Raw genomic sequence first — 26,115 nt, 5'->3', positions numbered from 1 at the left:
TTTCCGCGGAACGAGTCTGGATTGCTTCGCTGCGCTCGCAACAACGGTGCAAGATCACCGCCACCTTCTGTGCAGCCAGAGCCACTGCTCGGGATGCTCGCGCACCCAGCCTTCCACCACGCTCGTGATCGCCTGCGTCGTGCCCTGGATGTCGATCTTGCCCTCGGCATCGCGCACCGGCTTGATCTCCTCGGTCAGCTCGCCGCGGAAGCGGCCGCCGGGCAGGCGGATGATGCGGACGCCGTGGATCGGGCATTCGACCTGGCGGAGCAGGCGCGCCAGCATCGGGTTGGCGCGGGTCTTGCGGCCGAAGAAGGTGACTTCGACGCCGCCGGTCAGGTACTGGTCGATCAGCATGGCGACATGCTTGCCGTCTTTCAGCGCCTGGGCAAGGCGGAGCGGGGCGTCGCGCCCCGCAGGGATCAGCGTTCCCATGTTGACCTGGCGCATCTCCTGGATGATGCGGTCGGCGGACGCGATGTTCGGGCGGCGATAGAGGATCGCGGTGTCCAGCCCATGCTCGACGGCGGCGAGCGCCGGCAGTTCCCAGTTGGCGAGATGCGCGGCGAAGATCAGCGCCGGCTTGCCGTCGTCGCGGATCTGGTCGAACAGCTCGATGCCGCGCTCGGGCAGTTCGATCCGGCTTTTTTCCGGATGATCGCGGTCGTAATCCCACACCTGGTCCATATGGGCGAATTCGGCGCCGACGCGGCCGAGATTGTCCCACACGCCCATCAGGATGGTTTCGATTTCTTCCGGCGACTTCTCCGGAAATGCCGCGGTGAGGTTGGCGCGGCCGATGCGGTGCTCGCGCAGGCGCGGGCCGATCGTCTTCACCACGCGGGAGAAGAAGTCCGAGGTCTTGGCCGGATCGAAATAGCGCGTGGTGCGCAGCATGCCGACGGTGGCGGCCCCGATCAGGCTTCCGCCGAGCGATTTGGCGGCCGCACGCGCGCGGGCCTTGATGCTCGCAGGTAACTGCGCCATGCGTCCGGTCAGGCCGGTTCGCGGGTCAGGATCAGCGAGGCGTTCTGGCCGCCGAAGCCGAACGAGTTCGACATGACAGCGGTGACGCGGGCATCGCGCGCCTTGTTGCCGACGACGTCGAACAGGATCGTGGGATCCGGATTGTCGTAGTTGATCGTCGGCGGAATGCGCTGATGCTCGAGGGTGAGCAGCGAGAAGATCGCCTCGACCGCGCCCGCGGCCGAGATGGTGTGGCCGACCATCGACTTGTTGGAGGTCACCGGAATCTTCTGCGCGAGATCGCCGAACACGGCCGATGTCGTGTTGAACTCCATCTTGTCGTTCTCGGGCGTCGCGGTGCCGTGCGCGTTGATGTGGTCGATCTGGTCCGGCGTCATGCCGGCATCGGCCAGCGTCTTGTTCATGCAGCCGATGATCGGCTTGCCGTCGGGCGAGGAGCGGGTGCGATGGAAGGAATCGGTGAGCTCGCCGCAGCCGGCGATCACGCCGAGGATTTTTGCGCCGCGCGCGATTGCGGCTTCGTAGCTTTCCAGCACCAGCGCGCCGGCGCCTTCGGCCATGACGAAACCGTCGCGGTTCTTGGAGAAGGGGCGGGAGGCGGCCTGCGGCGGATCGTTCTGGGTCGACAGCGCCGAGAGCAGCGAGAAGCGCACCAGCGCTTCCGGGTTCACCGTGCCGTCGGTCGCCACGCACAGTGCGGCGTCGGTCTCGCCACGGCGGATCGCCTCGACGCCGAGCTGGATCGAGGTCGCGCCCGAGGCGCAGGCCGTCGACAGCGAGATCGGGGATCCCTTGGTACCGAAGGTCTCGGCGAGGTGTGCGGCCACCGAGCCGAACATGAAGCGGTGATGATAGGCGGTGTACTTGCCGCCGCCGGAGATGCGCAGCAGGTCGTCATAGGTGATATCCTGCGCGCCGACGGCGCGGCCGAGCTCACGGCGCTGCGGCCACTCGACTTCGACCGGTGCAACCGCCAGGAAGAGCGGACCGGGGAAGTCGGCCTTGGCGCCGATGCCGGCCTGCTCGAGCGCTTCCTGCGTGACGAGCTCAGCCATCCGCTCGGACAGGGCGGTGGAGGAGAACGGATCGACGCTGACGAAATCGACCGTGCCGGCCATCGTCGTCTTCAGGCCGTCGACGGGAAAGCGCGTGATGGTGCGGATGCCGGATTCGCCGGCGACGAGCTTCGACCAATTGTCGGCCTTTCCGGTGCCGAGCGAGGTCATGATGCCCATGCCGGTGACGACGACGACGGGACGCCCGAGTTTGTCGCGTGGTGCAGTCATGTCGATCCCCCGATTGAGCTAGAGCATCCGCCAAAGCGCGACGCGCTTCAGCTTACGGCCTCGACCAGAGCCATGCCCTCGCCGCGCCAGTGTCCGGCCCCCACCACCACAATCTGGGTGGGCGCGCCCTGCATTTCAATCTCGGTCCCGGTGGAATCGTTCGGCGGGAACAGCGCACCGCGCGAGATCGAGAGCGCAGCCAGCGCGATGCCGAGCGGGAATTGCGTTTCCATGGTGTGGCCGAACATCGTGCCGGTCGAACGCACCGGGAAGTCAGCATGGCCCTTCAGGAAGTCGCGCTCCTCTGACGTCGCGGGCTCCGCGCCGGTCGCGCCTGATATGATCGCGCCCTTGCCCTCGCGCCTGGGCAGCTTTTCCCAAAGCTTCTCCAGCGTCGCGGCCATGTCGCCGGGCTGCTTGCGCCGGGCGAGGTCGGCAACGACGCTCGACAGCTTTGCGAACGGCTTTGCGCCGCGCGCCTCCGCGTGCGCCCTCGATTCCAGCACCAGGAATGCGCCGGCAGATCCCAGCGCGAACCCGGCGTGATCCTTGCGCGCCCACACCGGAGCGAACTTGTCCTTCAGATTGAAGTCGCCGAATTCGTAGAGGACCATCAGGTCCTTGCGCTCGCCATTGTGGGAGCCGCCGATCAGCGCGATGTCGCTCTCGCCCGAGGCGATGCGCGCCAGCGCGATGCGCGCCGCGTCGGCACCCGCGACCTCTTCGCCCATGAACGTGCGCGAGGTGCCGCCGAGACCGTGCACGATGGCGATGTTGCCGGCGAGCAGGTTCGAGAGCTGGGCCAGAAACAGCGTCGGCCTGAGATCGCTCATCAGCCGTTCGTTGAGGAAGCCGGGCGCATTGGCGCCCTTGACCTCGGCCGTGAGCACGCCGCTGTCGACATTGAGGTCGCGCTCGCCGCCGCCGGCGGCCACCACCATGTCGATCTTCGACAGGATGTCCTTGTTGCCCTTGATCCCGGCGGAATCGAGCGCAAGGCCCGCGGCATAGGTGCCGATGCGCTGCCAGGCTTCCATCTGGCGCTGGTCGCCCTTCTTCGGGATCTGGCTGTCGAAGGTAACAGGCATCAGGGGATGCACGACGCAGGGCGCAAAGCCCTTCTCGTCGACATTGATGCGCTTGTCCTGAAGCGCGGCCCAGTTGGCGTCCAGGCCTTCGCCGAGCGAGGTGGCAAGGCCAATGCCGGTGATCCAGACTTCCGTCTGACCGGGCTTCGAAGCGATTTCAGTCATGGCGACACGGCCTGTTGCGGAAAGCCGACGCGTTTGGCGACCGCGTCCATGAAGCCGCGCATATCCGCATTGGGGAAGGGGATCTGCGTGAAGGTGAGCGTCGAATTCGCGCGGAGCTTGCCGCCGACCCTGATCTTGGCGTCGGTCACCGCATAGCCCGAGCCCTGATGCGACAGGGTCGCCTCGATGCTCATGAGGTCGCCGGGGAACACCGAGCCGCGGACCTTGGCCTCCTTGACGGCGGCCAGGATCGGCATGCGCTCGAACTTGAGCACGCCAAGCTGAAGCCAGCCCGAGGCCTGGGCCATCGATTCGATCAGGAGCACGCCGGGCATCAAGGGGTAGCCCGGGAAGTGCCCCTCGAAGATGGTGCTCTCCTGGGGGACCTGGGCTTCGACGACAATCGTCTTCGCGTCGACGTTGAGGTCGACGACGCGATCGATCATGTGGAAGTATTCGAGTTGCATGACCGCGCGCTTAGGCGCTCGCGCCCTTGGCCGCAACCAGTTCGTCGATGCGGGCGCACAGATTCTTCAGCACGAAATACTGTTCCGTGGTCGCCTTGCCATCGTTGACCTCCTGGGTCCACTTTTCCAGCGGCAGCTTGATGCCGAATTGCTTGTCGATCGCGAACGCGATGTCCAGGAAATCGAGGCTGTCGATGCCGAGGTCATCGATGGCGTGGCTATCCGGCGTGATCGTGTCGCGGGGGATGTCGCAGGTTTCAGCGATGATCGTAGCGACCTGATCGAATGTGGAGGACATCACTAAGCCTTTGATATATTGCTGATATTTGTCTGATGTTCCAGAGTGGAACGGTAGGTGGGCATCGCGCCCCTGATGACGCCCTCAACCCCCCTCTGGCCGGGTCGAAAGCCCGTATATCGGAGCGCCGCCCTGAGTTCAATGGAGCCGGGCGGTCCCGGCGACAGGGCTGGGGATGCCGTCGGCAGGCCCTTCCGCCGGGGGGCGTGCCTAGATATGGGGCGTCGTGATCTTGGCGCAGTCGCGGCGGCCCATCAGCACGCAGTCCTGGGTGCGGCGCAGGTCGGCAATGCTCACCGCGAGCCAGATCCCGATTGCGGTCAGTGCGATGGTGAAGGCGAGCGCCGCAATATTGGCGAGCATGCGGTGGCGGAAATTGTCCGGTTCCGGGCGCGGCTGCTCGTAGCGCGACAGGTCGAGCGGCTCGGGCGCGACGCGTAGCGGCTGCACGGTGCCGCTGCCCCGTTGGACCGTCGGGGGAGACGCGTTGCGCGGCCTGAACTGGAGCACCCGGTGCTCGTCATCCGAGCTTATGGGCCGCTGGGTTTTCATGGTGCGGGGATCACTCCGAAGCAGCGATTTTTAGATAGCATACGCCGTGAATGCGTTGCAGAAAATCTTCTCAACGCGCACGTGCATTGCGCTTTCGCACTATCTTTCATGGCATATTCTTGTAGCGTTCTTGGAGCGGCTCGCGAACGAACGCGGCGCCGGCTTTCAGGTCGGTGACAGGAGCGCGGGTTGCGTTGCAGCAACAACCCTGAAGCACGCATCGCCTGCTCTCGTGAACATCTGCTTGTGATCTCCGCGTCCGGGTCGAACGCATTTTGCCCCCGCGGGGCCCATGGCATAATCAAGGGAACTGGACCACCGGTTGCAACCATGTGAGGGGCCTTCGATCATGACCACCACCAACGCGCGCGAACCGAGAGTGCATCCGGTGCCGATCCTGTCGCTCCGGCCGACGCAGATGACGGTCGGCATGCGCGAGGTCAAGGAGAAGCGCAAGCGCTGGCGCGAGCACGGCAAGAAGAAGCAGGCCGACCTGCTCGGCAATCACATGATCCCCGTCGTCTACGGACCGGACCAACGCTACTACGTGATCGACCATCATCATCTCGGCCGCGCATTGCACGACGAGGGCGTCAAGGAAGTGCTGGTGACCGTGGTCGGCGATCTCAGAATGGTCGAGCGCGAGGCATTCTGGGGTGTGATGGACAACAAGCGCTGGGTCTACCCTTACGATTCCAAGGGTGAGCGGCGGCCGTTCCGCGATCTGCCGAGATCGGTTGCCGATCTCAAGGACGATCCGTTCCGAAGCCTTGCCGGCGAGCTCCGCCGCATGGGCGGCTTCGCCAAGGATACCACGCCGTTCTCGGAATTCCTGTGGGCTGACTTTCTGCGCCGGAAACTGTCGCGCAAGGCGGTCGATGCCAATTTCGATAAGGCGCTCGAGAAGGCGCTGTCCTCGGCCAAGAGCAAGGATGCGATCTATCTGCCCGGCTGGTGCGGACCGGCGGAGGACGATTAGGCGCAGGGCGCTACATCGGCCGGCATGCAGCCCGACAAACCGGACCTCATCACAGCCTCTTGAGCGAAATCATTTTCCGCACCCACGAAGCCGTCCTGAAACAGAGCCATCCCATGTTTAGCGGTAGTGGGGCTCACACAGGAGGCAGGAATGCGCCGTCTGGTTCTCGTCGTTGCCTTGCTCGCGGTCGCTTCAGCAGGGATCTCGGCATCGTTTGCCGCAGTTCATCACGCCAAGACATTGACGTTTTCCGAGCGCTTTGCTCCGGCGCTCGAGTTGATGGCGCAACGCTAGCGGCGTGATGCCTCGCAGTCGCAGATACGCAACGGTGTGACGAGGTGAGGAGAGAAGGTGCTGCATTTCGGCGGCTGCCGAGCCGTCGCGCGCTTTCTGCAACAGCGTCTGGCGTTCAGTGCCGGCGTAAACTTGTTCAGCGCACCTGGACGTCCGCGAGGAAGGCCCTCTCTGCATGACGATATCGATCACGCTCGCGGTCAAACCGGCCTGGGCGGACGAGACGACGCACATCCAGTCCGGCTCGATCTGAATTGTGCGACCGAATGGCACGCAGGCTCTTGATATGCCGCAAACCCGGGCTGGTGCGGGCCGCTACGGTCGCCGTACATGATGGATGAACCGCGCCCGATGACAAGGGGCGAAGCGGACTCCGGTCATGCAACCCGGAGACCTGACGATGAGCCTGATCCTTCGCATTCTGTTCGTCATCGCCGGAGCCATCACCGCGCTGTTCGTTGCGCGTGACGCGCTGAACTTCACCATCATCCAGACCTTCGTCGCGATACTGCTGGTGACCGCCGTCTTGCTTGCCGGCAGTCTCTGGAGCCTGCGGCGGAAGACGTGAGCTACGCGGAGGGGGCGAGACCGGCCGGACTGAGCGAGGCCGAGGCTCGGGCGCGGCTGGAAAAGGACGGCACCAACGAATTGCCTCGGTCCGAACGACGCAGCCCCCTGCATATCGTCATGGATGTGCTGCGCGAGCCGATGCTCGTGCTGCTGCTTTGCGGCGGGCTGGTCTACCTCGTGCTCGGCGATCTCAGGGAAGCGCTGATCCTCCTGGCATTCGGTGCGATGTCGATCGTGATCACGGTGGTGCAGGAGACCCGGACCGAGCGCGTGCTGGATGCCTTGCGTGACCTCACGAGCCCGCGTGCGCTCGTGGTGCGGGACGGCGCTCGCCGGCGAATCCCGGGCCGTGAGGTCGTGCGGGGCGACCTCCTCGTCCTTGGCGAAGGCGACCGGATTCCGGCCGACGCGGCGCTGGTCGATGCACGTGATCTGGAAGTCGACGAATCCCTGCTGACGGGCGAGTCGGCGGCGGTCCGCAAGCGGGTCACCGACAAGATCCTACCTGCCGATCACCGGCCCGGCGGTGAGGATCAGCCGTTCGTCTATTCCGGCTCGCTCGTCGTGCGCGGTGAGGGGCTGGCGCTGGTCGAGGCCACCGGCCCGCGCAGCGAGATCGGAAAGATCGGTTTGTCGCTGCGTGGCCTGAAGGCCGAGCCACCCCGGCTTCAGCAACAGACCGCAAGGCTGGTGCGGCTCTGCTTCCTCGGCGGCGCCGTCGTCAGCCTCGCCGCCGTCGCGCTCTACGGCGTCCTGCGCGGCGATTGGCTGCAAGCGCTGCTTGCGGGCATCGCCATCGGCATGTCGATGCTGCCGGAAGAATTTGGCGTCGTGCTCACGGTCTTCATGGCGATGGGAGCTTGGCGGATTTCGCAAGCCCGGGTCCTGACGCGGCGAGCCGCTGCCATCGAGGTCCTCGGTTCGGCGACCGTCCTCTGCACCGATAAGACGGGGACATTGACGCAGAACCAGATGTCGGTCGCGGAGCTGCGGCTGCTCGATGGAGCGCGCATGCGCCCGGCGGCCGGACAAGATAATGCCAGGCCCGAATTCGTCGAGTTGGCGCGCTGCGGCGCCCTGGCGAGCTCTCCGGAACCGTTCGACCCGATGGAAAAGGCTCTGCACCTTTTTGCGCGCGACGCTCTGCCGGGAGGTGATGCGCTGGATGGCTACCGGACGCTGGTGCGCACCTATGGTCTGCGTCCCGAGCTGCTGGCCATGACGCAGGTCTGGCGAATGCGCGGCCGGCCGGACCTCGTCGCATGTGCCAAGGGCGCACCGGAGGCGATTGCGCGGCTTTGCAGGATGAATGCTGCCGATCAGGAATCGGTGCGAGATGCCGCGAGCGCGATGGCGAAGGACGGGCTTCGCGTGCTGGGGACGGCGGTTGCCGTCTGCGATGACGCTTCACTCCCGCCGTCTCAGGAGGATATCGCGTTTCGCTTTGTCGGCCTGGTCGGGCTTGCCGATCCGCTGCGTCCCCACGTCGTCGAGGCGGTTCGCGAGTGCCGCGCGGCGGGGATCCGCGTCGTGATGATCACGGGCGATTATCCGGCAACGGCCGTTGCTATCGCAAACCAGGCCGGGCTCGACGTCCGCGACGTCATGACCGGTGATCAGGTCAGGCTGGCGGACGACCCGGAGCTCGCGGAACGTGTCAAGCAGGTGAACGTGTTCGCCCGGGTCCTGCCGGAACAGAAGCTGCGAATCGTCCAGGCTCTGAAGAGCAACGGCGAGATCGTGGCGATGACCGGGGACGGCGTCAACGACGCGCCCTCGCTCAAGGCCGCCCATATCGGCATCGCGATGGGAGGGCGCGGAACTGACGTCGCACGAGAGGCATCGTCGATCGTCCTGCTCGACGACGATTTTGCTTCGATCGTGTCGGCCATTCGTTTGGGACGCCGCATCTACGACAATCTGCGCAAGGCGATGGCCTTCATCTTCGCCGTTCATGTCCCGATCGCCGGACTTGCGCTGCTGCCCCTGGTGTTCGGGCTGCCGCTGATCTTTAGTCCGGTGCACATCGCGTTTCTGGAGCTGATCATTGATCCCGTGTGCTCGCTGGTGTTCGAGGCGGAGCGGGGCGAACGCGATGCGATGGCGCGTCCGCCGAGACGAGCCGATTCCGAATTGTTCTCATGGGCGCTGGTCGGCTGGAGCATTCTTCAGGGCGTTCTCGCATTTGCCCTGACCGCCGCCATATTCGTCGCCGCGCTTCGCGCCGGTCTCGTCGCCGACGAGGCGCGGACGCTCGCCTTCGTGACCCTCGTGGTCTGCATTGTCGCTCTCGTGCTGGCCAACCGGTCCTTCAGCGCAACGTTCGCGTCCGCATTCTTCCGTCCAAATCCCGCATTGGTCTGGATCTTCGCGACGATCGCCGTCGTTCTCGCCACCGCGCCGCTCTGGCCGCCGGCCTCCAGCCTGTTCCGCTTTGGTCCGCTGCATGCGCACGATTTGATGATCACGCTCGGGGCGGGGCTATTGTTGCTGACGATGCTCGAATTGCTGAAGCCGCTGTGGGGGCGGCGGCTCCGGTTCTAACCCTCATCCGGTGAGCGCGTTTTCGGCGGGTGCTGATCGTCCTTGCCGCCGAGCATCCGGTGCAGCCAGCGTTCGATGCGGCGGCCGACCGTGAGCAGAACGAAGGCCAGCGCCACCGCGACGATGACGATCTTCCATTGTCCGGCGCCGCACACGATACCCAGACAAGCGGCGAGAAAGGTGCAGGCGGCGCTGGTCAGCCCGCGGACGCGAAATCCCATGCTTTGATGCACGATGACGCCGGCACCGAGAAAGCCGATGCCGGTGAGGATGCCCTGGATGACGCGGCTCGCGGCATCGGCGACCCTGGTTGGCTCGGCGAGCTGCAGGGCAAGCAGAACCACGGTCGCCGTGGAGAGACCGACGATGCCGAGCGTCTTCAGCCCGATCGGCTTGCCGTGCAGGTCGCGGTCGAGGCCGATCGCGCCGGCGGCGACGGTCGCGGCACCGAGACGAGCAAGGATTTCGGGCCAGTCGAGCTCCGTCATTTTTTCGGCAATCGCCCCATCAGATAGAACTCCTCGTTCGGGCGCATGCCGGTGAAGTTCGCCAGCCGGTTCGACAGCGCGAAGAAGGCGGAGATCGCGGCGATGTCCCAGATGTCGTCGTCGCTGAATCCGTGCGGCGCGAGCGCGGCGAAGTCCTCCTCGGAGATGCGTTGCGCATCCGCCGAGACCTTCATCGCGAAGTCGAGCATGGCCTTCTGCCGCGGCGTGATGTCGGCCTTGCGGTAGTTCACCGCGACCTGGTCGGCGATCAGAGGGTTCTTGGCGCGGATGCGCAGGATCGCGCCGTGCGCGATCACGCAATACTGGCACTGGTTGGCCGCCGAGGTCGCGACCACGATCATCTCGCGTTCGGCCTTGGTCAGCCCGCCGTCCTTCTCCATCAGCGCGTCGTGATAGGCGAAGAATGCGCGGAACTCGTCGGGCCGGTAAGCCAGCGTCAGGAACACGTTCGGCACGAAGCCGCTCTTCTCCTGCACGGCGAGCAGGCGCGTGCGGATGTCGTCGGGGAGCGTGTCGAGGGCGGGTGCGGGGAAGCGTTTTTGGGGAGAAGGGGACATGGCGATGTTCCGGATCGGGCTCTCGGGGAAACGCGGAACATAGTCGATCGCAGTCCTTCGCGCAAAGCGCATGCGCGGCCTACATCATGGCCAGCGCGGGCAGAGCGGAGGCTCTCAAAGCTTCTTCAAATATTCGAGGAGTGCCTTCTTTTCGTCGTCGCTCAAGCGCGTGCCATAGTCATGCCCGCATCGGCTGTTTCCTGAATTGAGGTCACTGCAATCGGTGAGTGGACGATTTGGCCCCTCTTGTGTGACGTCAACACCAACATTTTTGGTGTCGTATCTCGCGCCAATTTTGAATTGTGACATGCGCTTCGCGGGCGGTACGAGCAATTCCGCCAATGTCGGCACCGAGCCGTTGTGCAAGTAAGGCGCCGCGGCCCAAATTCCCTCCAGCACGCGAGCTTCATACTCGCCTCTCTTGAGGGTGCGTTTGAAAAACGTCCAAGGCTCGATCGTCAGGCTTTCCGGCGGTCCCGATGGTTGCGCGCTGGGCGGTTCGGTGGAGGCCCGTGCCGGAGCCGGTGACGCTGGTAGCGGAGACTCGGAGCGCGCTATTTGCCCGTTGCGAGGCAAGGAGGAGCCAAAGCCGTCACCGGCACCGAGCTCGCTCCCCCGAGACAGCTTGTAGTTCAAAATCGTACCGGCGACTGCGCTGAACATCATGTGGACGGCGTAATCCTCTTCCTTGAGATCCCTGGCGACCCCCGGGGTGCCTGCTCCCTTCAGCGCGCCGGTCTTCACTCTCCAGCCGAGCTCATCGAATTGATGAGTGTCGGTGCCGACATTCTTGAGCGGCGTCTCCCACGTCGTAGCAAACAAGTCACGCAGGGCGTGTATCTCCTCCTTCTCGTGGCACCCGTCACTGCAGTGTGTTTTGTAGAGTTTTTGGCCTTCGTCAGCCAGTTTCGAGTCGATAGGCGGCCATTCCCGTGGCCATTTTGGTGGACCCATCTTCAAGATCAGTTTCTCGAGTCTTTCCAGCCCATCGAAGTTGATGGAGTTGGCGTAGTCGAAGAATAAGCCGGAACGCTTTGGTTCGAAGTTGGCGAACGCCAGAGCCTGCCCGGTGTTCCGGGCAAGTGCAAAAACGCGGTTTCCATTCAACACAAAACCGGCCCAATCGGTTTGGTTCTGCATCGGTGTGTTCCACAGGAAAGGATAACGCACCGGAGCGGTGGCAAACCTCATGTTTTCCTTGATCAAGAAATCAGGCGGCGGCCCGACGTCGGTGCCGGATATGCGGTTGAAGATGATCCCGACGGCGTCCAGCCGCCCAGGCCCCCAGCCAACTGGCGGCAATGTACCGGCCACGAATGCATGAAAGCGCCGGTGCCATGCATCAACCCTCTGACGTAGTGCGGCAACATCGGCAGCAGAAGGTGTCGCAGGTTGGGAGACGGCCTCAGCAAATGCAGCGAATGCCGTCTCGCTGGCGGTTACGTCTCCTACCGCCTTGTCCAGGTCGCTCAGGAACTCCTGGAAATCCATAAAGGCCGGACCGCCGTCGATGCGGTACGTCTTGCCCTCGACTTCAACCTGCCGCGTGTGACACGCGGAGCATGTTATCCCGACCATCTGGGACCCTGCGGGACCGGTGGTGTGGAGGCCGACGGGGAGGTTGGCACTATTGCCCGGATTTGGGAGAAAGCCGTATCGGGTCAGACCATCCGAGAGGAACGGTTGTCCATCCTTCGTTTTCAATGCGCGTAACCAGGTGAGGTTGATTAAGCGGGAGCCTTGGTCGCGCGTGTAGTAGTCAGCCCTGTCTTCCGCTTTCCAATTCGGGCCTTGGTCGACATATATCGGATCGCCGAGAGCGGTCTCAATTCCCGAACTTGCGGCGGCGACCAGCGCAAAGCGAATGAGGAAAGCGATACGACGCATCGCATGACCCTCCATGAACTACAATTGAACCACCTGTTTTCTCGAAACCAGAATCTTTGGAGTTATGCGGAGCTGGGCGAGACGCAACTCGCCCGGTAGCGACGAGAGCCGTCAGAAATAGCCGTCGGATGCTCGAGATTGTACTTCTTGGCAAAGTCCCGTCAAGGTCGTTGCTCCGAATCGAAGCTCCGGATTGCATGCCACGCCTGCTGAGCGCGGCGAGCCCGCGACACGGGGCCCTGTGAACCGGTGTGTCTCGACACGAGTAACCTTGCTAAACCGCGAGCCGGGATCCGTCCCAGGCAACAATGCCAAACTGATCGCAAATCGCGCGCATCTCGGCGAGATCCCCAACGACGCGGGGAATGCCAAGCTTCGCCTCGGCGAGCAGTCGCGCCCTCAAGCCAAGACATTCGACGATCATCCATGGATTCCTGATGGTCCTGGCGATGGAAAGAGCAGAATCCAAGGCGCTCAGGCCACGTTCGGATTTCCCGTCCCGAACGAGAGCCTCAGCGTAACCCGCATAGAGCAAGCAGAGCTCGATCTGGCCTGTCCGCAGATGCGCGCCGCTCTCCATACAAGCGTCTATCAGGTCGACGGCCTGATGTGCCTGGCCCGTTCGTGCCAGAGCGGTCGCCATTGCTCCGGTCAGGTTGGCCTTGCTGGCATCGTAGCCGTTACGTTCGACAATCTCCTTTGCAATCGACAAGCATTCCACAGCCTGGTCATTTCGATGGAGCATGAGGAGATTTCGCCCCATCGTAATGCGGGCGAGCACCTGCCCATATAAATCCTGTTCACGAACTGCGATCTCCAATGCACGCAATGCGAATTCGAGCGCCTCCGCATATTGACCTGTTGCATTCATGAACCAGCTCCTGAACGCCAAAACCGTGCATTTTGGACCGGCCGGTGTCCCGAGGCGGGCAGTCTCGAGTTCTCCTGTGAGCATTTCATTCAGTTCGTCCATCGCCGCAATCGCGCGATCGACGTGGCCCATGCTGTACAACACATTTGCCATGATGGTCTGATTTGAAAATACGAGTGCGGTCGATTTCAGCGCTCGAGCCGTTTTCAATCCCTCGCTCGTTATTTGCAGCCCTTCTTCATACCGGCCCTCAAACCAGTAGACCATCCCGAGTTGCGACTGGATGCTGCACACGTGAGCAATCCTGCCTTGGCGCTGCGCCAGCTCCAGCGTTCGTGGCAAATGCATATTCACCTTTTTGAATTCGCCGAGCTGCAGCATCGAAGCGAAGCTCATGCGACCGAAGTCGACATATTTTTCTTCGGCGGCTTCCCCAAGACGCTCGATGAGCTTGAGTGCCCGGTCGTATATTAAACTGAGCGATGAGGCTGCGGCGTTCCGGCGCGCTTCGACGGCAGCCTCCCAGAGATAGCCAAGTGCAGCATCAGCATCTCCGGCTTCCTCTGCATGAAAGGCCAACTGTTCGTAACGACCATCCAGTTTCGGGTAACGCCGAACGATCGCCTGGACGGCGGCCTGGTGGATTTCCAGACGCCGGCCACGCGGTATCGTGTTTGCACAGGCCTCGGCGATGATCTGATGCCGGAAACGCACGGCGTTACCCGCAAGCGGATGGACAAAAGCAAATCGGGAAAGCTCGAACAATGCAGTCAGCAGCTCGCCTACGTCCACGCCGAGCACCGTTGTAGCCAATTGGATTTCTACCTCCGCTCCCAGCAGGCTGAGCGTCTGCGCGAATGTCTTCATCTTCGGAGAAAGCCGTTGCAGCCGCGCATGAATCACGGACTCGACGCTCTGTGGCAGCGATTGTTCGCTCGTTGCATTGGTCGCGTCCGCCGAACGCAAGAACTCTTCCAATACGAAGGGGACGCCGTCGGCGCGATCGATTGCTCTCGCAAACACGGTCGGGGATCGCGTTTTCGGCCACAATTGGCGTCCCAAAGCCTCCATGTTAGCCCGCGACAGCGGTTGCAGATGAATGAGCGAGTCCGCAATCTCCATGCACTGGTCTGATGATTCCGGACGTCCGGTCAGCAATATGCAAAGCGGCTGTGGGGACCTTGCGCGCGCGAGTAATTTCAGGAAATGGCGGCTTTCCGGATCGATCCACTGGAGGTCTTCGATCAGCAAGAGAGTCGGTCTATTTAGCGCCAATGCGAGGAAGGCATTGACAAGTGCGCGCGCAATTTGCGTCTGCGTATTGTCGGTCAAACGTTGGCGAGAGGACGCTTTTCCAACGATGAACAGGGCTTCGAGCTTTCTGCGATCGCCTGCCTCGACGTGCAGTTCCGCGAGAGCCTCGCGAATGTGTTCATCCGAAGATGAGCTGCTTGCAGCGAGCATGTCGCCCACCAGGGTGCGGGCGGCGGCGAATGCGGTGGCACGTCTCTGTACGCCGCCATAAAAGACGCAGCATCTCACGTCGGATGTCAGCGCCTCGGTCATCACGGCTGTCGCAAGGCGGCTTTTGCCGATACCTGGTTCGCCCAGCAGGGCGACGGAGCAGCTTTTGGCGCCCGGGCGCGGGAGTAGCTCCCGAAGCGCCGCAAGCTCGTCGACCCGATTCACGATAGGGCTTTGATAGCGGCTGGCGATTTCGTTGTGATCGACATCGTCCGGCCGGGCATTCAGCGTGTAGGCCTCGATGACCCGGTCGGCGATTCCCGAAGTCGTCTTGTGTGCCGTAAGGTCTAGTGGCGATCGGCACAGCTTTGCGGTTTCGGCGCTCACCCTGATCTCGCCTGCCGCCGCTTCCTGCTGCAGCTTGGCAGCAACGTGCACGGTCGCTCCAGCAACGTCGAAGCGGGCGATGGCATTTTTGCCGCCTATGCGTAAGCCGACCAGGCCGGAGTGAAGTCCGACGCGAAAATTGACCGGATCTCCCCTGGGGCCGGTCGACTGGCTATGACTCTGAATGTCCCAGGCTGCGATGCACGCACGATCCGCATGATCCTCATATGCGGTTGGCCAGCCGAATATGGCAATGCCACCGTCGCCCGCATAGTGGACAATCTGTCCCCCGAGACGCTCCACGGAACTGCGGATGTGATCCAGCCACTGGTCCAAGAAAGCTTGAGCTTCATCGGGGTCGCAAGCCGCGATGTGGCGAGTTGAACCCACCATGTCGACGGCGAGCACCGTTATGATGTTACGATCCGCAATATTGGCACCGCCCACGGACATCGTCGCGCCCCGCGTGCTCAAACCGGCTCCAAAAGGCAACGGTAGCACGAAGGACGAGCCTTGGGCTATCCGCGAGACGCGGCCTCGAGCCGCGATATCCGGGCATTCCCCGTCTTTCACGACTGTCCGCTGTTCGGGAAATTCCAGAGGCGGCGTTGTTGACGGAGAAGCGGCGGCCTACCGGATAAGCCCCGCCGGGGGCATGGGAGCGGTGTGCGCGCCCAGCCGCGCCGTCTTTACCGCAACGGCTTCTTCAGCAGCGAGAAGCGGTCCGGATCGAGCCCCAGCGAGGGCTGCAGCATCGGCGCTTCGGCGGTCGCGAGCGTCTTCGCGGGCGGCTGCGAAAACACCGGGTCGTTCGGTACGTCGCGTTGCGAGGTGGCGCCGCGCCAGCGCTCGAGCACGGCCCCGACGAAATGCATGTCGTGGCCGGAGGTGACGGACGGCACGCTGCTGATGGTGGCTTCGCCGCGCGGCAATTGATGCGGCGGCACCTCCTTGAAGCGCAAGCGCGTCGGCAGCGCGACGCCTTCGCCGAACGCCAGCACCTCGCGGGTGCCGAGCGATGGCACGAAGGACAGCAAGTTCGCGGCCGCATCCGACACCGCGGCGCGCAGCAGCGCCTGGTCGCGTTCGTTGGCAAGGCGCATCGTGAACAGCGTGTTGCACTGGGAAATGATGGTGGCGTCGAGCTCGGCCGGACGCTGGGTGATGAGGCCGAGATAGACGCCGTATTTGCGGCCTTCCTTGGCGATACGCGACACCGCCTTGCGGGTCGGCCCGAAGCCGATATTGCGGTCGGCGGAGGCATAACGGTGCGCCTCCTCGCAGACGAACAGCAGCGGCGAGACGCCGTCGCTCCACAGGCCGAAATCGAAGGCCATCCGGCACAGCACCGAGACGACGGAATCGATGACCTCCGCCGGGAACCCGGCGAGCTGCATCACCGTCATCGGCTTGCCGTTCGCCGGCAGGCGGAACAGATGGCTGATCACCTCGGCCATGGTATCGCCGCCGACATTGGCATTGTCGAACATGAAGGCGTAGCGCGGGTCGTTGCGCACGGCTTCGATGCGCGAGATCAGCTTGTGATAGATGATGCGCGAGGAGCGGTTCTCGAGCTTGCCCATGCGCTCGTCGATCAGCGACATCAGGTCGACGAGGCGATACGGGACCGGCGTGTCGACGGTGTAGCCGACCTGCTTGGGATCGATGCGCTTGAGACCGATGCGGTCGGCGTTCTGGTACTGGGTGTAGACGCCCTTGGCGAGCGGGATGACCTCGGCGAGGATGTCGAGCTCCTCGGGCACGCCGGCGCGGCCGCCGAACAGCACGTCGACGATCTCTTCGAAGTTGAACAGCCAGAACGGCAGCTTCAGATTCCGCGGGTTGAGCACCAGCGCGCGGTCGCCGAAGCAGCGGCCATATTCGTTGTGAACGTCGAGCAGGAAGATGCGCAGGTTCGGCCGCGCCTTCAGGATCTCGTTGAGCAGCAGCGACACGCCGGTCGATTTGCCGACGCCGGTCGATCCAAGCACCGCGAAGTGCTTGGACAGCATTTCCTCGATGTCGACATAGGCGATGACCGAGCGGTCCTGCTGGAGGAAGCCGACATTGATCTGGTCCGAGCCGGTCGGCGCGTAGATCGTGCGCAGCTCCTGGCTGGTGATCAGCTCGACCGCATCGCCGATGGTCGGATAGTTGGTGACGCCGCGCTGAAATTTGGCCTTGTCCGCGGCATTGAGAATTTCGCCGAGCAGGTCGACCGACGCGATGGCGATGTAGTCGGGGCTCGAGAGGTTCTCGCAGGACACCTCGGTGATCATGGCAACGATGACCGAGCTGGCGCAGCGGATGCTGACGAAACGGCCGACGGTGGCCCGAACTTCCGAGACCGGCATTCGGCTTTCAGCCAGTAGCCCGACCCGGGCGAGCGACCCGCGTACCGAAATCACGCGTCCAAAGGATGTCACGATGAATGAACCTGGCAAGAGCGAGGGGTTTGCGCCGAATTATGCGCGGCGGCCGCTGCACAAACGGTTAAACGGCGGGCGCGGCCGGTTCGTTAAATCTGCGACAATTCGACTGCGAAGTTTGTTCCCAATGCATACTTCCGGCCGGAACCGGCCGGAAAATGCTGCTTTTCTAGGCGGCGGGCCCGAAAGCGCTTAAGGAAGATTTTACCATTCGGCCACTCGGTCCGGCGTTTGGGGGATGGATGTCATCTCGGAGGAGGCGTCGTTTCGATTCGGGCGGCGATGTTTGATTTGTTGACGGGACCTAATCATTTGTACATTAGTACAAATGAACCGGCGGCCTGGATGCCGTCCCCGGACGCCTGAGCGCATTTGCAGCCTAGCGTCCGATTGCGCGATCCGGTCCGGCGGATTGCAGCCACGCCTTGCTAGCCACGCTTTGGAGGAAACCATGCAGCCCGAACCGATCTTCGACCTCGCGCATCTCGGCCACATGGAACTGCTGACGCCGAAGCCCGACGAGAGCCTGAAATTCTTCGTCGACGTCATGGGCATGACTGTGAGCGGGCAGAAGGGCGAGTCGGTTTACCTGCGCGGCTGGGACGATTACGAGCGCTATTCGCTCAAGCTCACGGCGTCGAAGACATCAGGCATGGAGCACATGGCGCTGCGCGCACGCAGCCAGCAGGCGCTTGAGCGCCGCGTCGCCGCGCTCAAAGGCTCGGGCTTCGACATCGGCTGGACCGACGGCGACATGGGGCAGGGACCGACCTTCCGCTGCCGCGACCCTGACGGCCACATCGTCGAGCTCTATTACGAGACCGAATGGTACCAGGCGCCGCCGGAGCTGAAACCCGCGCTGAAGAACCAGGCGCAGCGTTTTCCTGCGCGCGGCGTCAACGTTCGCCGTCTCGACCATCTCAACTGCCTCGCCGTCGACATCAAGGCCAACCGCGAGTTCTTCGAGAACTATCTCGGCTGCCGGCTGACCGAGCAGATCGTGCTCAATGACGGCCGGGAAGCGGCGATGTGGCTGACGATGTCGAACAAGAGCTACGATTTCGCCTATTCGCTGGACCACTCCGGCACACCCGGCCGCTTCCACCATGTCACCTACGCGCTCGACAGTCGCGAGGAGATTCTTCGTGCCGCCGACATCTTCCTGGAGAACGGCGTGCACATCGAGACCGGCCCGCACAAGCACGCGATCCAGCAGACCTTCTTTCTCTATGTCTATGAGCCCGGCGGCAACCGCGTCGAAGTCGCCAACGCCGGTGCGCGCCTCATCCTCGCGCCCGACTGGAAGCCGATCGTGTGGACCGAGGAGGAGCGCAAGAAGGGCCAGGCCTGGGGCCTGAAGACGATCGAGTCCTTCCACACCCACGGCACGCCGCCGGTCGACGTGAAGAAGCACGGCTAGAGCATGACCCGGAAAAGTGTGAAGCGGTTTTCCGATTAGGTCATGCTCCAGAAATCAATGCGTTGAAGTGCGCACCCGCGCGGTGGTCTCGCGGACGCCGGTCCAGGCGGGCTTGTCCGGTGCGAACTGCTTGCGCAGGAAGGTGACGAGTTCTTCCACCTGCGCATCGCTCATGCTGTTCTTGAAGGCGGGCATGTAGCCGAGATCGCTGGAGACGGGATCATTGATGCCGTGCAGGACGACCTGCACGAGATTGTCCGATGTGGCGCTGTGCAGATTGCTGTTGAGCGCCAGCGAGGGCCGAGTTCCGAACAGCGGCAGGCCGCCGGCCTCGTGGCAGACGGCGCACGCGCCCTGATAGAGCCGCGCGCCGGTGGAGGATGCCACCGTGACCTGCGTTGAGCTTTCGAGCTTCGCCGCAAGTGCATCCTGGTCCTGCGTATCGGTCGCGCCGTCATTGAACGAGTTGAGATAGACCGCCATCGCGCGGATGTCGGGGTCGGGCAGGGCTTTGAGGTCCCTGACAACAGGCGCCATCGGACCCGCCGCGACACCGTGATAGCGCGAATGGCCGGTGCGCAAATAGGCGAAAAGCTCGTCCTCGCTCCATGGGATCGGCGCGCGTGAGAGCGAGGTCAGCGCCGGCGCTTCCCAGCCCTCGGCAAATCCACCCGCGAGATAGGCCTCGCGCTGCTCGGCGCCGAGCGCGTTTCGCGGCGAATGGCAGCCGCTGCAATGGCCGAGGCTCTCGACGAGATAGGCGCCGCGGTTCCACTGCTCGGGTTTGGCGGGATCGGGCTTGAACTCTCGCGTCTGGTGAAACAGCGCATTCCATCCGGCGAGCAGCGGGCGGAGATTGAACGGGAAGGCGAGCGTGGTCGCAGGTGCCGTCGCATGTACTGCCGGCTGCGCCATCAGGTAAGCATAGAGCGCCTGAAGGTCGGCATCGCTGGTCTTCGAAAAGTGCGTGTACGGGAAGGCCGGATAGAGCTGCCGGCCGTCGCGATGCAGCCCGTCGCGCATCGCGCGTTCGAACGCTGGATAGGACCAGGCGCCGATGCCGGTCTCGGCGTCAGGCGTGATGTTGGTTGAGTAGATCGTGCCGAACGGCGTCTCCAGCGCGCGGCCGCCGGCGTTGAGCACGCCTCCGATCGTGGTGTGGCACTCCGCGCAATTGCCGAGCGCCGCGAGTTGCTGGCCGCGCACGATGGTCGCGGCGGAATACACCGACGCATCGGGTCGTGCGATCGGCGCGATTGCGCGACCGGGCAGCAGTGCGGCGCCGATGCCGATCGCGGCGGTGCAGACGGCCGCAATGGTCGCGACGATGCCGGCGCGCTTGGCGAAGGGATTCTCCCAGACGCGCGACGGCGGCGGCGCTGCGGGCGCGGGAAGGGCCTGCGGCACGGGCGATGCCTCACCGTGCAATCCCTTCAGGATGCGATCCGGCGTGAACGGCGGTTCGCGGAAGCGCACGCCGGTAGCATCGAAGATCGCGTTCGCGATCGCGGCCGCGCTCGGCACCGAAGCGGACTCGCCGACGCCGAGCGGCGGCTGGTCCTGACGCGGCAACATCAGCACGTCGATCTTGGGCACGTCGGGGAAAGGGATGATCGGATAGGCGCCCCATTCGCGCGCCGCCACTGCGCCGCGCTCGAATGAGACTTCTTCCATCAACGCCCGGCTGGTGGACTGGATGACGTTGCCGTGGATCTGGTGGCGCACGCCGTCCGGATTGATCATCAATCCGGAATCCTGCCCGGCGACGACGCGCGTGACGCTGACATCGCCGGTGGACTTGTTCACCGCAACGTCGGCGACCCAGGCCGACCACGCCGCGCCATAGCCGGGAAACTTGCTGTGGACATAGAGCGCATAGGCAAAGCCGCGCCCGTGCACGATTTCGCCGTCCTTCTCCTCGCGCACCGGCCGGGGCGTCCAGCCCGCGCGTTCGGCCACCGCATTGACGAGGTCGACGGCGCGCTGGTCTTTCAGATAGCGCAGGCGGTATTCGATGGGATCGACACCCGCCTCGGTCGCGGCCTCGTCGACATAGGATTCATGCGCGAAGGTGTTCGGCAGGGCCGAGACACCGCGAAACCAGGAGGCGCGCACGATCGGCGCCATGTCATGGGCGACGACGCGCATGTGCTCGTAGTCGTAGGGCGGGATCGCAGTGCGGTCGCCCATCTGGAGCACCATGGGCTCCGGCGAGATCCGCCCCGTCAGCAGCAGCGCGAGCGTCGGCGCGGCATTCGAGGGATAGCGCGTGGCGAGATCGTAACCAGCGATGCCGCCGTCGGCATTCAGGCCGCCATTGACGTCGATGAGCTGCGCGGTGCCCTTGGGCTCCCAGGCGTGCTCCTGCTCGCGCGTCAGTTGCACCCGCACCGGTCGGCCGACCGCGCGCGACAGCAGCAGCGCATCCGCGGCGACATCGTCGGCGCAGTTGCGGCCGTAGCATCCGGCGGCCTCCAGCCGGATCACCTCGATCTCGCTTTCGGGACGTTCGATCAACAGCGCCAGATCGCTGCGCAGGACATGCGGGTTCTGCGTGCCCGACCAGACGCGGATGTTGCCGTCCTGGACATCAGCGACCGCGCAGGACGGGCCGATCGAGGCGTGCATCTGGTACGGCCACACATAAGTGCGCTTCATCGGCTTGGCCGCGCCTGATATCGCCGCGTCGACATCGCCCTTGTCGATCAGGGTGCGCGGCGTCGATGGATTGGCGCGCAGCGCGGTCTCGACATCGGCGAGATCAGTCAGACCAGGCGTCGGCTTCCAGCTCACCGCGAGCTGCTCCGCCGCGCGGATCGCATTCTCCTCACGCTCGGCGACGACGCCGACGAAATCGCCGATACACACGACGGCAATGATGCCGGGAATGTCACGTATCGAGGACTCCTCGACCGCGATCAGGCTGGTGCCGACGAACGGGCCGGCATCGACGCCGGCATAGGGCGGACGTACCACGCGGCCGTGCAGCATGCCGGGCAGGCGGATGTCGTGCACGAAGGTCAGCTCGCCGGTGGCCTTGGCGGGCAGGTCGACTCGCGGCATCGACTGGCCGACGATGGCGTAATCGCCGACAGGCTTGACCGCGACGTCGTCAGCAAGCTCGAGGCGGATGGTCTCGCCGCCGATCAACTCGCCGTAGCTGACGCTGCGATTGTGCCCGCGGACGAGGCCGTCTTCGACCTCGAGCTCGCTTGCTGGTAGCTCCAGCCGCTCGGCCGCGCGCGCTATCAAGAAATGTCGCGCTTGCGCTGCAGCCTTGCGCAAGGGAACGGCGGTGATCTGGATGGTTTCGCTCGCAATCGTCGCGCCCTGGTTCGGAACCAATGCGGTGTCGCCGAGCACGACGACGACGCGCGCAAAGGATACGTCGAGCTCTTCGGCGACGATCTGGCCGAGCGCCGTGCGGATGCCGGTGCCGAGATCGACATGACCGTTATAGGCCGAGACCGATCCATCTGCGGTGATGCGGACAAAGGTCTCTGATGTGATCTCGTCCACGGTGCGGACGACGACGAGCGAACCGGATTGCCGTTCAGCTCTGTTCGAAAGAGGGGAAGCCATCAATCCGCGGCCTCAGCGAGCTGGCCGGATGCGCGCATCACCGCGCGCAAGATCTCGACATGCGTGCCGCAGCGGCAGAGATTGTAGCGCAGCGCCGCCAGCGCCTCCTGCTCCGAGGGCTGCGGGTTGATCGCGAGCAGCGCCTTGGTGGTCATGATCATGCCGTTGAGGCAATAGCCGCATTGCGCGGCCTGTTCGTCGATGAAGGCCTGCTGCACCACATCCGGCTTGTCGCGCGTGCCCAGCCCTTCGAGCGTCACGATGTCGCGGCCCGCGCAGCCGCTCACGGGAATCACGCAGGAGCGCGCGGCTGCGCCGTCGATCAGGACAGTACAGGTGCCGCATTCGCCGAGGCCGCATCCGTATTTCGGACCGTTCAGCGCGAGGTCGTTGCGCAGCACATAGAGCAGTGGCGTATCGCGCGCCGCGCTGATCTCGTGGATCCTGCCGTTCACGGTGAGGCGGATCGGTGTCTGAGTCATCCTCGTTCCCAAGCCCAAGACCATGCGATCGCAAAAATTCCAAATCGCCCAAAATCTACGTCGCGACGATACCGTTTGTACACAAACGTGCAAGCCGTGCATGCCGCACTGCAGCGCGACTGCCTTCTTTGTGGACAGAGCGGATAGGCAAATGGGGTTTTATGCGGCAGCGGCAACTTTTGCGCTGCACCGCCGCTTGACAGCCTCCGGGACCGCGCGCAACATCGTTCGTATACGAATGATAACCGCGTTGCCGCTGGCTTTGACATGGTGATGGAAACAACGAGCGCTGCCATCGACAAGATCCGCTGCGATGCCTGTCCGGTGATGTGCTACATCAAGCCGGGCGCGGCGGGCGCCTGCGATCGCTATGCCAATCACGACGGCAAGCTCGTTCGCGTCGACCCGCATGTGATCCTGGAGCGGACCGTCTCGCATGGCGGCAAGCTCGTCCCATTCAGCCGCACTGAAGACTGGGACGGCAAGATCGTCCACGAGCCCTCGACCTTCGTGACCGCGATCGGCGCGGGCACGACCTATCCCGACTACAAGCCGGCGCCGTTCATCGTCTCGTCCGAGATCGATGGCGTCGACATGGTGACGGTGGTCACCGAGGGCATCTTCTCCTACTGCGGGATCAAGGTGAAGATCGACACCGACCGATATCTCGGACCGGAGACCGCGACCGTTCGCGCGCAGGGCGAGGCGGTCGGCCATGTCACCACCAGCGAATATGGCTCCCAGATGCTGTCGCTCGGCGGCGTGCACCATCTCACCGGCGGCTCCAAGAAAGAGGGCCGCGTCACTTGCGACACGCTGATGGATCTCGCCAATTGCAAGGCGGTCGAGCTGACCATCGACGGTGGCGCGAGCGTGGTGGTGCAGGCCGGCCAGCCGCCGATCGTGAACGGCATGAAAGAAGAGCGCATGCGCGTCGGCTGCGGCTCGGCGACGATCGGCATGTTCGCCAAGCAATGGCACGGCAAGGTCGACGAGGTCGTCGTCGTCGATGACCACATCACCGGCGTGCTCTCCGAGCACCAGGCCGGCAAGCTGCTCGATATCGCCGACACCGGCATCAAGATGAAGGGCCGCCGCTCGACGCCCGGCCGCTATTTCCAGGTCGCCGATCCCGGCACGGGCTGGGGCGGCACCAACATTTCCGATCCGCTGTCGATCCTCGGGCCGTTCGATGCCAAGGAGGCCAAGGCGGGCCTGTCGATGCTGATGGTCTCCACGACCGGCGAGCATTCGTCTTACTATGTGCTCGACGAGGCCTTGAAACCGGTCGAGACCGAGATGCCTGATGACCTGAAGTTCTCGGTCGAGCGCATCCAGGAGAATTGCGAGCCGGCGCTGTGCACGGTGCTGTTCATGGCGGGGGCCGGCGGCTCCTTGCGCGCGGGCGTCACCGACAATCCGGTACGGCTGACGCGTTCGGTGAAGGACGCGTTGACGCGCGTCACCAGCGGCGGCGCGCCGGTTTATGTCTGGCCGGGCGGCGGCATCACCTACATGGTCGATGTGACGCAGATGCCTTCAGGCGCGTTCGGCTATGTTCCGACGCCGGCGCTGGTCGCACCGATCGAGTTCACGATGAAGCTGTCCGACTACGCCGCGCTCGGCGGCCACATGGACTACGTGAAACCGCTCTCCGAAGTGCAGAACGGTGAAGATGTCCGCCAATTGCCCTGGCAGAACCCGATCCCGGGACGCCGGGCATGACGCGGCTCCCGCAAATCGCATTGCTGTCTGATGGCCGGCGGCTGCATTTGCAGGATGGACCGATTGATCTGATCGTTGAGGCGAGGGGGCGTTCGAACGCAGTGCGCACGGCCTATGAAGCTGCGGCGCACAGGTTCACGGGGCTCCTCGACGAGCTCTGCGCGGAGCTGCCGGAATTGCGGAGGGCTGCCGAGAGGGGGACTTCGCTGAAAGGCGTGGTGGCGCGTCGTATGTACTCCGCCGTCGCGCCCTATTCCGCCGACTGCTTCATCACGCCGATGGCTGCGGTGGCCGGCAGCGTGGCGGAAGAGATCCTCGGTGCGATGCTGAGCGCCGCACCGCTAGATCGGGCTTATGTCAATAATGGCGGCGACATCGCGCTCCACCTCGGAGAAGGCGAGCATTTCTCTGTCGGTCTGATGGATCGCCCCGATGGTGACGGCGTGATCCGAACGATGAAGGTTGATGCGGATGATTCCGCGCGCGGCATCGCGACCAGTGGGCGCCATGGCCGCAGCTTTTCGCTCGGTATCGCGGATGCCGTGACGGTGCTGGCGGCGACGGCATCGCAGGCCGATGCGGCGGCGACCATCATCGCCAATGCCGTCGATCTGCCCGGGCATCCTGCCATCATCCGGAAGCCTGCGAACGAGCTTCAGCCCGACAGCGATCTCGGCGCGCGTCTCGTCACCCGCGAGGTCGGTGACTTGTCGCGGAACGAGGTCGGGGCCGCGCTGGAATCTGGCGCGGAATGTGCACGGCAATTGTTCGATCGCGGATTGATCGAGGGTGCCGTGTTGCAGCTTTGTGGTGATATGCTTGTCATCGGACCGAAAGATATTGAATGGCAACGACCGCGCCCGGCTGTGCTGGAGAATGCGGTTCATGTCTGACCAGGGAAGCGAAACATGAGCGCGATCATCCGCAAGATCGTCACCGTCGTCGAAGAGACGCAGATGGAAATGGGCCGCCAGGTCTCGCCGCCGACGCGGCGCGCGGCTGCGATCGCCGTGATCGAAAATCCCTTTGCCGGAAAATATGTCGAGGACCTTTCGCCGTTGATCGCGATCGGTGAGGAGCTCGGCGAACTGCTGTCGAAGCGGGCGGTGGCGGCGCTCGGCATCGACGGCGCGAAGGCGCAAAGCTATGGCAAGGCTGCCGCCGTCGGCGAGAACGGCGAGTTGGAGCATGCCGCCGCGATCCTTCACCCCAAGATGGGTGCGCCGGTGCGCAAGGTGCTGAGCAAGGGCGCGGCGCTGATTCCGTCGTCGAAGAAGCGTAGCGGTCCGGGCACGACGCTGGATATTCCGCTCGGGCACAAGGACGCGGCTTTCGTGCGCAGTCACTTCGACGGCATGGAAGTGCAGATCAACGACGCGCCGCGCGCCAACGAGATCATGGTCGCGGTCGCTGTCACCGACAGCGGGCGTCCCTTGCCGCGCGTCGGCGGGCTGACGGTTGCGGAAGTGAAGGGCGAAGACGGTTTGAGATAGAGTTTGAACCGGGGAGGCGGGCACAGCTTTTCCGAGAAGATCACGCTGAAGACGTAGAGAGTTCAAAACTGGAGGTTGG

At 63.9% G+C, this 26,115-nt stretch carries 21 protein-coding genes; 8 read left to right on the top strand and 13 right to left on the bottom strand.

Translation table 11 applies throughout. The features are described 5' to 3' along the window. Positions 1-54 precede the first annotated feature (54 nt). The 6 genes from JQ627_RS01070 to JQ627_RS01045 all read right to left on the bottom strand — a co-directional run bounded on the left by JQ627_RS01070 (position 55) and on the right by JQ627_RS01045 (position 4,843). The gene (locus JQ627_RS01070) at positions 55-987 is read right to left on the bottom strand and encodes a lipid A biosynthesis lauroyl acyltransferase (RefSeq protein WP_212482315.1); all 933 of its coding nucleotides are present in this window, start codon (positions 985-987) and stop codon (positions 55-57) included. 8 nt (positions 988-995) lie between these two features. Continuing rightward, the gene (locus JQ627_RS01065) at positions 996-2,273 is read right to left on the bottom strand and encodes a beta-ketoacyl-ACP synthase (RefSeq protein ID WP_212482314.1); all 1,278 of its coding nucleotides are present in this window, start codon (positions 2,271-2,273) and stop codon (positions 996-998) included. Between the two features lie 47 nt (positions 2,274-2,320). After that, positions 2,321-3,526, bottom strand: a complete 1,206-nt coding sequence (locus JQ627_RS01060) for a beta-ketoacyl-ACP synthase (protein ID WP_212482313.1) — start codon at positions 3,524-3,526, stop codon at positions 2,321-2,323. Further along, positions 3,523-3,993: a 3-hydroxyacyl-ACP dehydratase FabZ family protein gene (locus JQ627_RS01055; protein ID WP_212482312.1), complete on the bottom strand. Its 471-nt coding sequence runs from the start codon at positions 3,991-3,993 to the stop codon at positions 3,523-3,525. The genes JQ627_RS01060 and JQ627_RS01055 overlap by 4 nt, the downstream gene beginning before the upstream one ends. Positions 3,994-4,003: 10 nt before the next feature. Then, positions 4,004-4,291 (bottom strand): acyl carrier protein, encoded by a 288-nt coding sequence (locus JQ627_RS01050; RefSeq protein ID WP_007592476.1) that lies wholly within the window; start codon positions 4,289-4,291, stop codon positions 4,004-4,006. Positions 4,292-4,501: 210 nt separating this feature from the next. Next, a complete protein-coding gene (locus JQ627_RS01045) occupies positions 4,502-4,843 on the bottom strand; it encodes a hypothetical protein (protein ID WP_212482311.1) in 342 nt (113 codons plus the stop codon). 349 nt (positions 4,844-5,192) lie between these two features. Here JQ627_RS01045 and JQ627_RS01040 point away from each other — a divergent pair, with 349 nt between their 5' ends. The 4 genes from JQ627_RS01040 (at position 5,193) to JQ627_RS01025 (ending at position 9,230) form a co-directional block, all read left to right on the top strand. Beyond that, complete coding sequence (locus JQ627_RS01040; RefSeq protein ID WP_212482310.1) at positions 5,193-5,822, top strand: ParB-like protein; 630 nt, start codon at positions 5,193-5,195, stop codon at positions 5,820-5,822. A gap of 150 nt (positions 5,823-5,972) precedes the next feature. Continuing rightward, positions 5,973-6,116 carry a hypothetical protein gene (locus tag JQ627_RS01035; RefSeq protein ID WP_212482309.1) on the top strand — a complete coding sequence of 48 codons (144 nt, stop codon included), beginning with the start codon at positions 5,973-5,975 and terminating at the stop codon, positions 6,114-6,116. Positions 6,117-6,516: 400 nt separating this feature from the next. Further along, entirely contained in the window at positions 6,517-6,684 is a 168-nt protein-coding gene (locus JQ627_RS01030; RefSeq protein ID WP_167520681.1) for a hypothetical protein, read from the top strand. After that, entirely contained in the window at positions 6,681-9,230 is a 2,550-nt protein-coding gene (locus tag JQ627_RS01025; protein WP_212482308.1) for an HAD-IC family P-type ATPase, read from the top strand. Before JQ627_RS01030 ends, JQ627_RS01025 begins: the two co-directional genes overlap by 4 nt. Here JQ627_RS01025 and JQ627_RS01020 read toward each other — a convergent pair. The 5 genes from JQ627_RS01020 to JQ627_RS01000 form a co-directional block, all read right to left on the bottom strand. Continuing rightward, on the bottom strand, positions 9,227-9,718 hold the full coding sequence (locus tag JQ627_RS01020) for an MgtC/SapB family protein (protein WP_212482307.1): 492 nt from the start codon (positions 9,716-9,718) through the stop codon (positions 9,227-9,229). The genes JQ627_RS01025 and JQ627_RS01020 overlap by 4 nt on opposite strands. Beyond that, positions 9,715-10,296: a peroxidase-related enzyme gene (locus JQ627_RS01015; RefSeq protein WP_212482306.1), complete on the bottom strand. Its 582-nt coding sequence runs from the start codon at positions 10,294-10,296 to the stop codon at positions 9,715-9,717. Before JQ627_RS01015 ends, JQ627_RS01020 begins: the two co-directional genes overlap by 4 nt. 114 nt (positions 10,297-10,410) lie before the next feature. Beyond that, positions 10,411-12,183: a di-heme-cytochrome C peroxidase gene (locus tag JQ627_RS01010; protein WP_249142813.1), complete on the bottom strand. Its 1,773-nt coding sequence runs from the start codon at positions 12,181-12,183 to the stop codon at positions 10,411-10,413. 274 nt (positions 12,184-12,457) lie between these two features. Then, positions 12,458-15,358 (bottom strand): AAA family ATPase, encoded by a 2,901-nt coding sequence (locus JQ627_RS01005; protein WP_212482305.1) that lies wholly within the window; start codon positions 15,356-15,358, stop codon positions 12,458-12,460. Between the two features lie 236 nt (positions 15,359-15,594). Continuing rightward, entirely contained in the window at positions 15,595-17,331 is a 1,737-nt protein-coding gene (locus JQ627_RS01000; RefSeq protein ID WP_212482304.1) for an ATP-binding protein, read from the bottom strand. A 454-nt stretch (positions 17,332-17,785) separates the two neighbouring features. Between JQ627_RS01000 and JQ627_RS00995 the strand changes: the two genes are divergently transcribed. Then, positions 17,786-18,754, top strand: coding sequence for a catechol 2,3-dioxygenase (locus JQ627_RS00995; RefSeq protein ID WP_212482303.1), 969 nt, complete (start codon positions 17,786-17,788; stop codon positions 18,752-18,754). A 54-nt stretch (positions 18,755-18,808) separates the two neighbouring features. Here JQ627_RS00995 and JQ627_RS00990 read toward each other — a convergent pair whose 3' ends face one another. Both JQ627_RS00990 and JQ627_RS00985 read right to left on the bottom strand, forming a co-directional pair. Then, positions 18,809-22,336: a molybdopterin cofactor-binding domain-containing protein gene (locus JQ627_RS00990; RefSeq protein ID WP_212482302.1), complete on the bottom strand. Its 3,528-nt coding sequence runs from the start codon at positions 22,334-22,336 to the stop codon at positions 18,809-18,811. Continuing rightward, positions 22,336-22,818 (bottom strand): (2Fe-2S)-binding protein, encoded by a 483-nt coding sequence (locus JQ627_RS00985; protein ID WP_212482301.1) that lies wholly within the window; start codon positions 22,816-22,818, stop codon positions 22,336-22,338. The genes JQ627_RS00990 and JQ627_RS00985 overlap by 1 nt, the downstream gene beginning before the upstream one ends. A gap of 267 nt (positions 22,819-23,085) precedes the next feature. Between JQ627_RS00985 and JQ627_RS00980 the strand changes: the two genes are divergently transcribed. Genes JQ627_RS00980 through JQ627_RS00970 form a run of 3 tightly spaced genes read left to right on the top strand, consistent with a single transcriptional unit; the run spans position 23,086 to position 26,036 of the window. Further along, positions 23,086-24,543, top strand: coding sequence for a 6-hydroxynicotinate reductase (locus tag JQ627_RS00980; RefSeq protein ID WP_212482300.1), 1,458 nt, complete (start codon positions 23,086-23,088; stop codon positions 24,541-24,543). Continuing rightward, positions 24,540-25,436, top strand: coding sequence for a UPF0280 family protein (locus JQ627_RS00975; RefSeq protein ID WP_212482299.1), 897 nt, complete (start codon positions 24,540-24,542; stop codon positions 25,434-25,436). The genes JQ627_RS00980 and JQ627_RS00975 overlap by 4 nt, the downstream gene beginning before the upstream one ends. A 15-nt stretch (positions 25,437-25,451) precedes the next feature. Next, positions 25,452-26,036, top strand: coding sequence for an amino acid synthesis family protein (locus JQ627_RS00970; RefSeq protein WP_027557295.1), 585 nt, complete (start codon positions 25,452-25,454; stop codon positions 26,034-26,036). The last annotated feature ends 79 nt before the right edge of the window (positions 26,037-26,115 follow it).

The sequence above is a fragment of the Bradyrhizobium liaoningense genome, from assembly GCF_018130785.1.
In the GTDB taxonomy this organism is placed as follows: Bacteria; Pseudomonadota; Alphaproteobacteria; order Rhizobiales; family Xanthobacteraceae; genus Bradyrhizobium; species Bradyrhizobium liaoningense_A.
Note: the sequence above shows the minus strand (reverse complement) of the source record. Positions and strands in the feature narration are given on the sequence as shown.

What these genes read in the sequence shown, in the direction of transcription:
- JQ627_RS01015 (WP_212482306.1), bottom strand. Translation starts at nt 10,296, where the DNA reads ATGTCCCCTTCTCCCCAAAAACGCTTCCCCGCACCCGCCCTCGACACG.
- JQ627_RS01020 (WP_212482307.1), bottom strand. Translation starts at nt 9,718, where the DNA reads ATGACGGAGCTCGACTGGCCCGAAATCCTTGCTCGTCTCGGTGCCGCG.
- JQ627_RS01065 (WP_212482314.1), bottom strand. Translation starts at nt 2,273, where the DNA reads ATGACTGCACCACGCGACAAACTCGGGCGTCCCGTCGTCGTCGTCACC.
- JQ627_RS00985 (WP_212482301.1), bottom strand. Translation starts at nt 22,818, where the DNA reads ATGACTCAGACACCGATCCGCCTCACCGTGAACGGCAGGATCCACGAG.
- JQ627_RS01035 (WP_212482309.1), top strand. Translation starts at nt 5,973, where the DNA reads ATGCGCCGTCTGGTTCTCGTCGTTGCCTTGCTCGCGGTCGCTTCAGCA.
- JQ627_RS00990 (WP_212482302.1), bottom strand. Translation starts at nt 22,336, where the DNA reads ATGGCTTCCCCTCTTTCGAACAGAGCTGAACGGCAATCCGGTTCGCTC.
- JQ627_RS01030 (WP_167520681.1), top strand. Translation starts at nt 6,517, where the DNA reads ATGAGCCTGATCCTTCGCATTCTGTTCGTCATCGCCGGAGCCATCACC.
- JQ627_RS01010 (WP_249142813.1), bottom strand. Translation starts at nt 12,183, where the DNA reads ATGCGTCGTATCGCTTTCCTCATTCGCTTTGCGCTGGTCGCCGCCGCA.
- JQ627_RS01060 (WP_212482313.1), bottom strand. Translation starts at nt 3,526, where the DNA reads ATGACTGAAATCGCTTCGAAGCCCGGTCAGACGGAAGTCTGGATCACC.
- JQ627_RS01070 (WP_212482315.1), bottom strand. Translation starts at nt 987, where the DNA reads ATGGCGCAGTTACCTGCGAGCATCAAGGCCCGCGCGCGTGCGGCCGCC.
- JQ627_RS00980 (WP_212482300.1), top strand. Translation starts at nt 23,086, where the DNA reads ATGGTGATGGAAACAACGAGCGCTGCCATCGACAAGATCCGCTGCGAT.
- JQ627_RS01050 (WP_007592476.1), bottom strand. Translation starts at nt 4,291, where the DNA reads ATGTCCTCCACATTCGATCAGGTCGCTACGATCATCGCTGAAACCTGC.
- JQ627_RS01040 (WP_212482310.1), top strand. Translation starts at nt 5,193, where the DNA reads ATGACCACCACCAACGCGCGCGAACCGAGAGTGCATCCGGTGCCGATC.
- JQ627_RS01005 (WP_212482305.1), bottom strand. Translation starts at nt 15,358, where the DNA reads ATGTCCGTGGGCGGTGCCAATATTGCGGATCGTAACATCATAACGGTG.
- JQ627_RS01045 (WP_212482311.1), bottom strand. Translation starts at nt 4,843, where the DNA reads ATGAAAACCCAGCGGCCCATAAGCTCGGATGACGAGCACCGGGTGCTC.
- JQ627_RS00995 (WP_212482303.1), top strand. Translation starts at nt 17,786, where the DNA reads ATGCAGCCCGAACCGATCTTCGACCTCGCGCATCTCGGCCACATGGAA.
- JQ627_RS01055 (WP_212482312.1), bottom strand. Translation starts at nt 3,993, where the DNA reads ATGCAACTCGAATACTTCCACATGATCGATCGCGTCGTCGACCTCAAC.
- JQ627_RS00970 (WP_027557295.1), top strand. Translation starts at nt 25,452, where the DNA reads ATGAGCGCGATCATCCGCAAGATCGTCACCGTCGTCGAAGAGACGCAG.
- JQ627_RS00975 (WP_212482299.1), top strand. Translation starts at nt 24,540, where the DNA reads ATGACGCGGCTCCCGCAAATCGCATTGCTGTCTGATGGCCGGCGGCTG.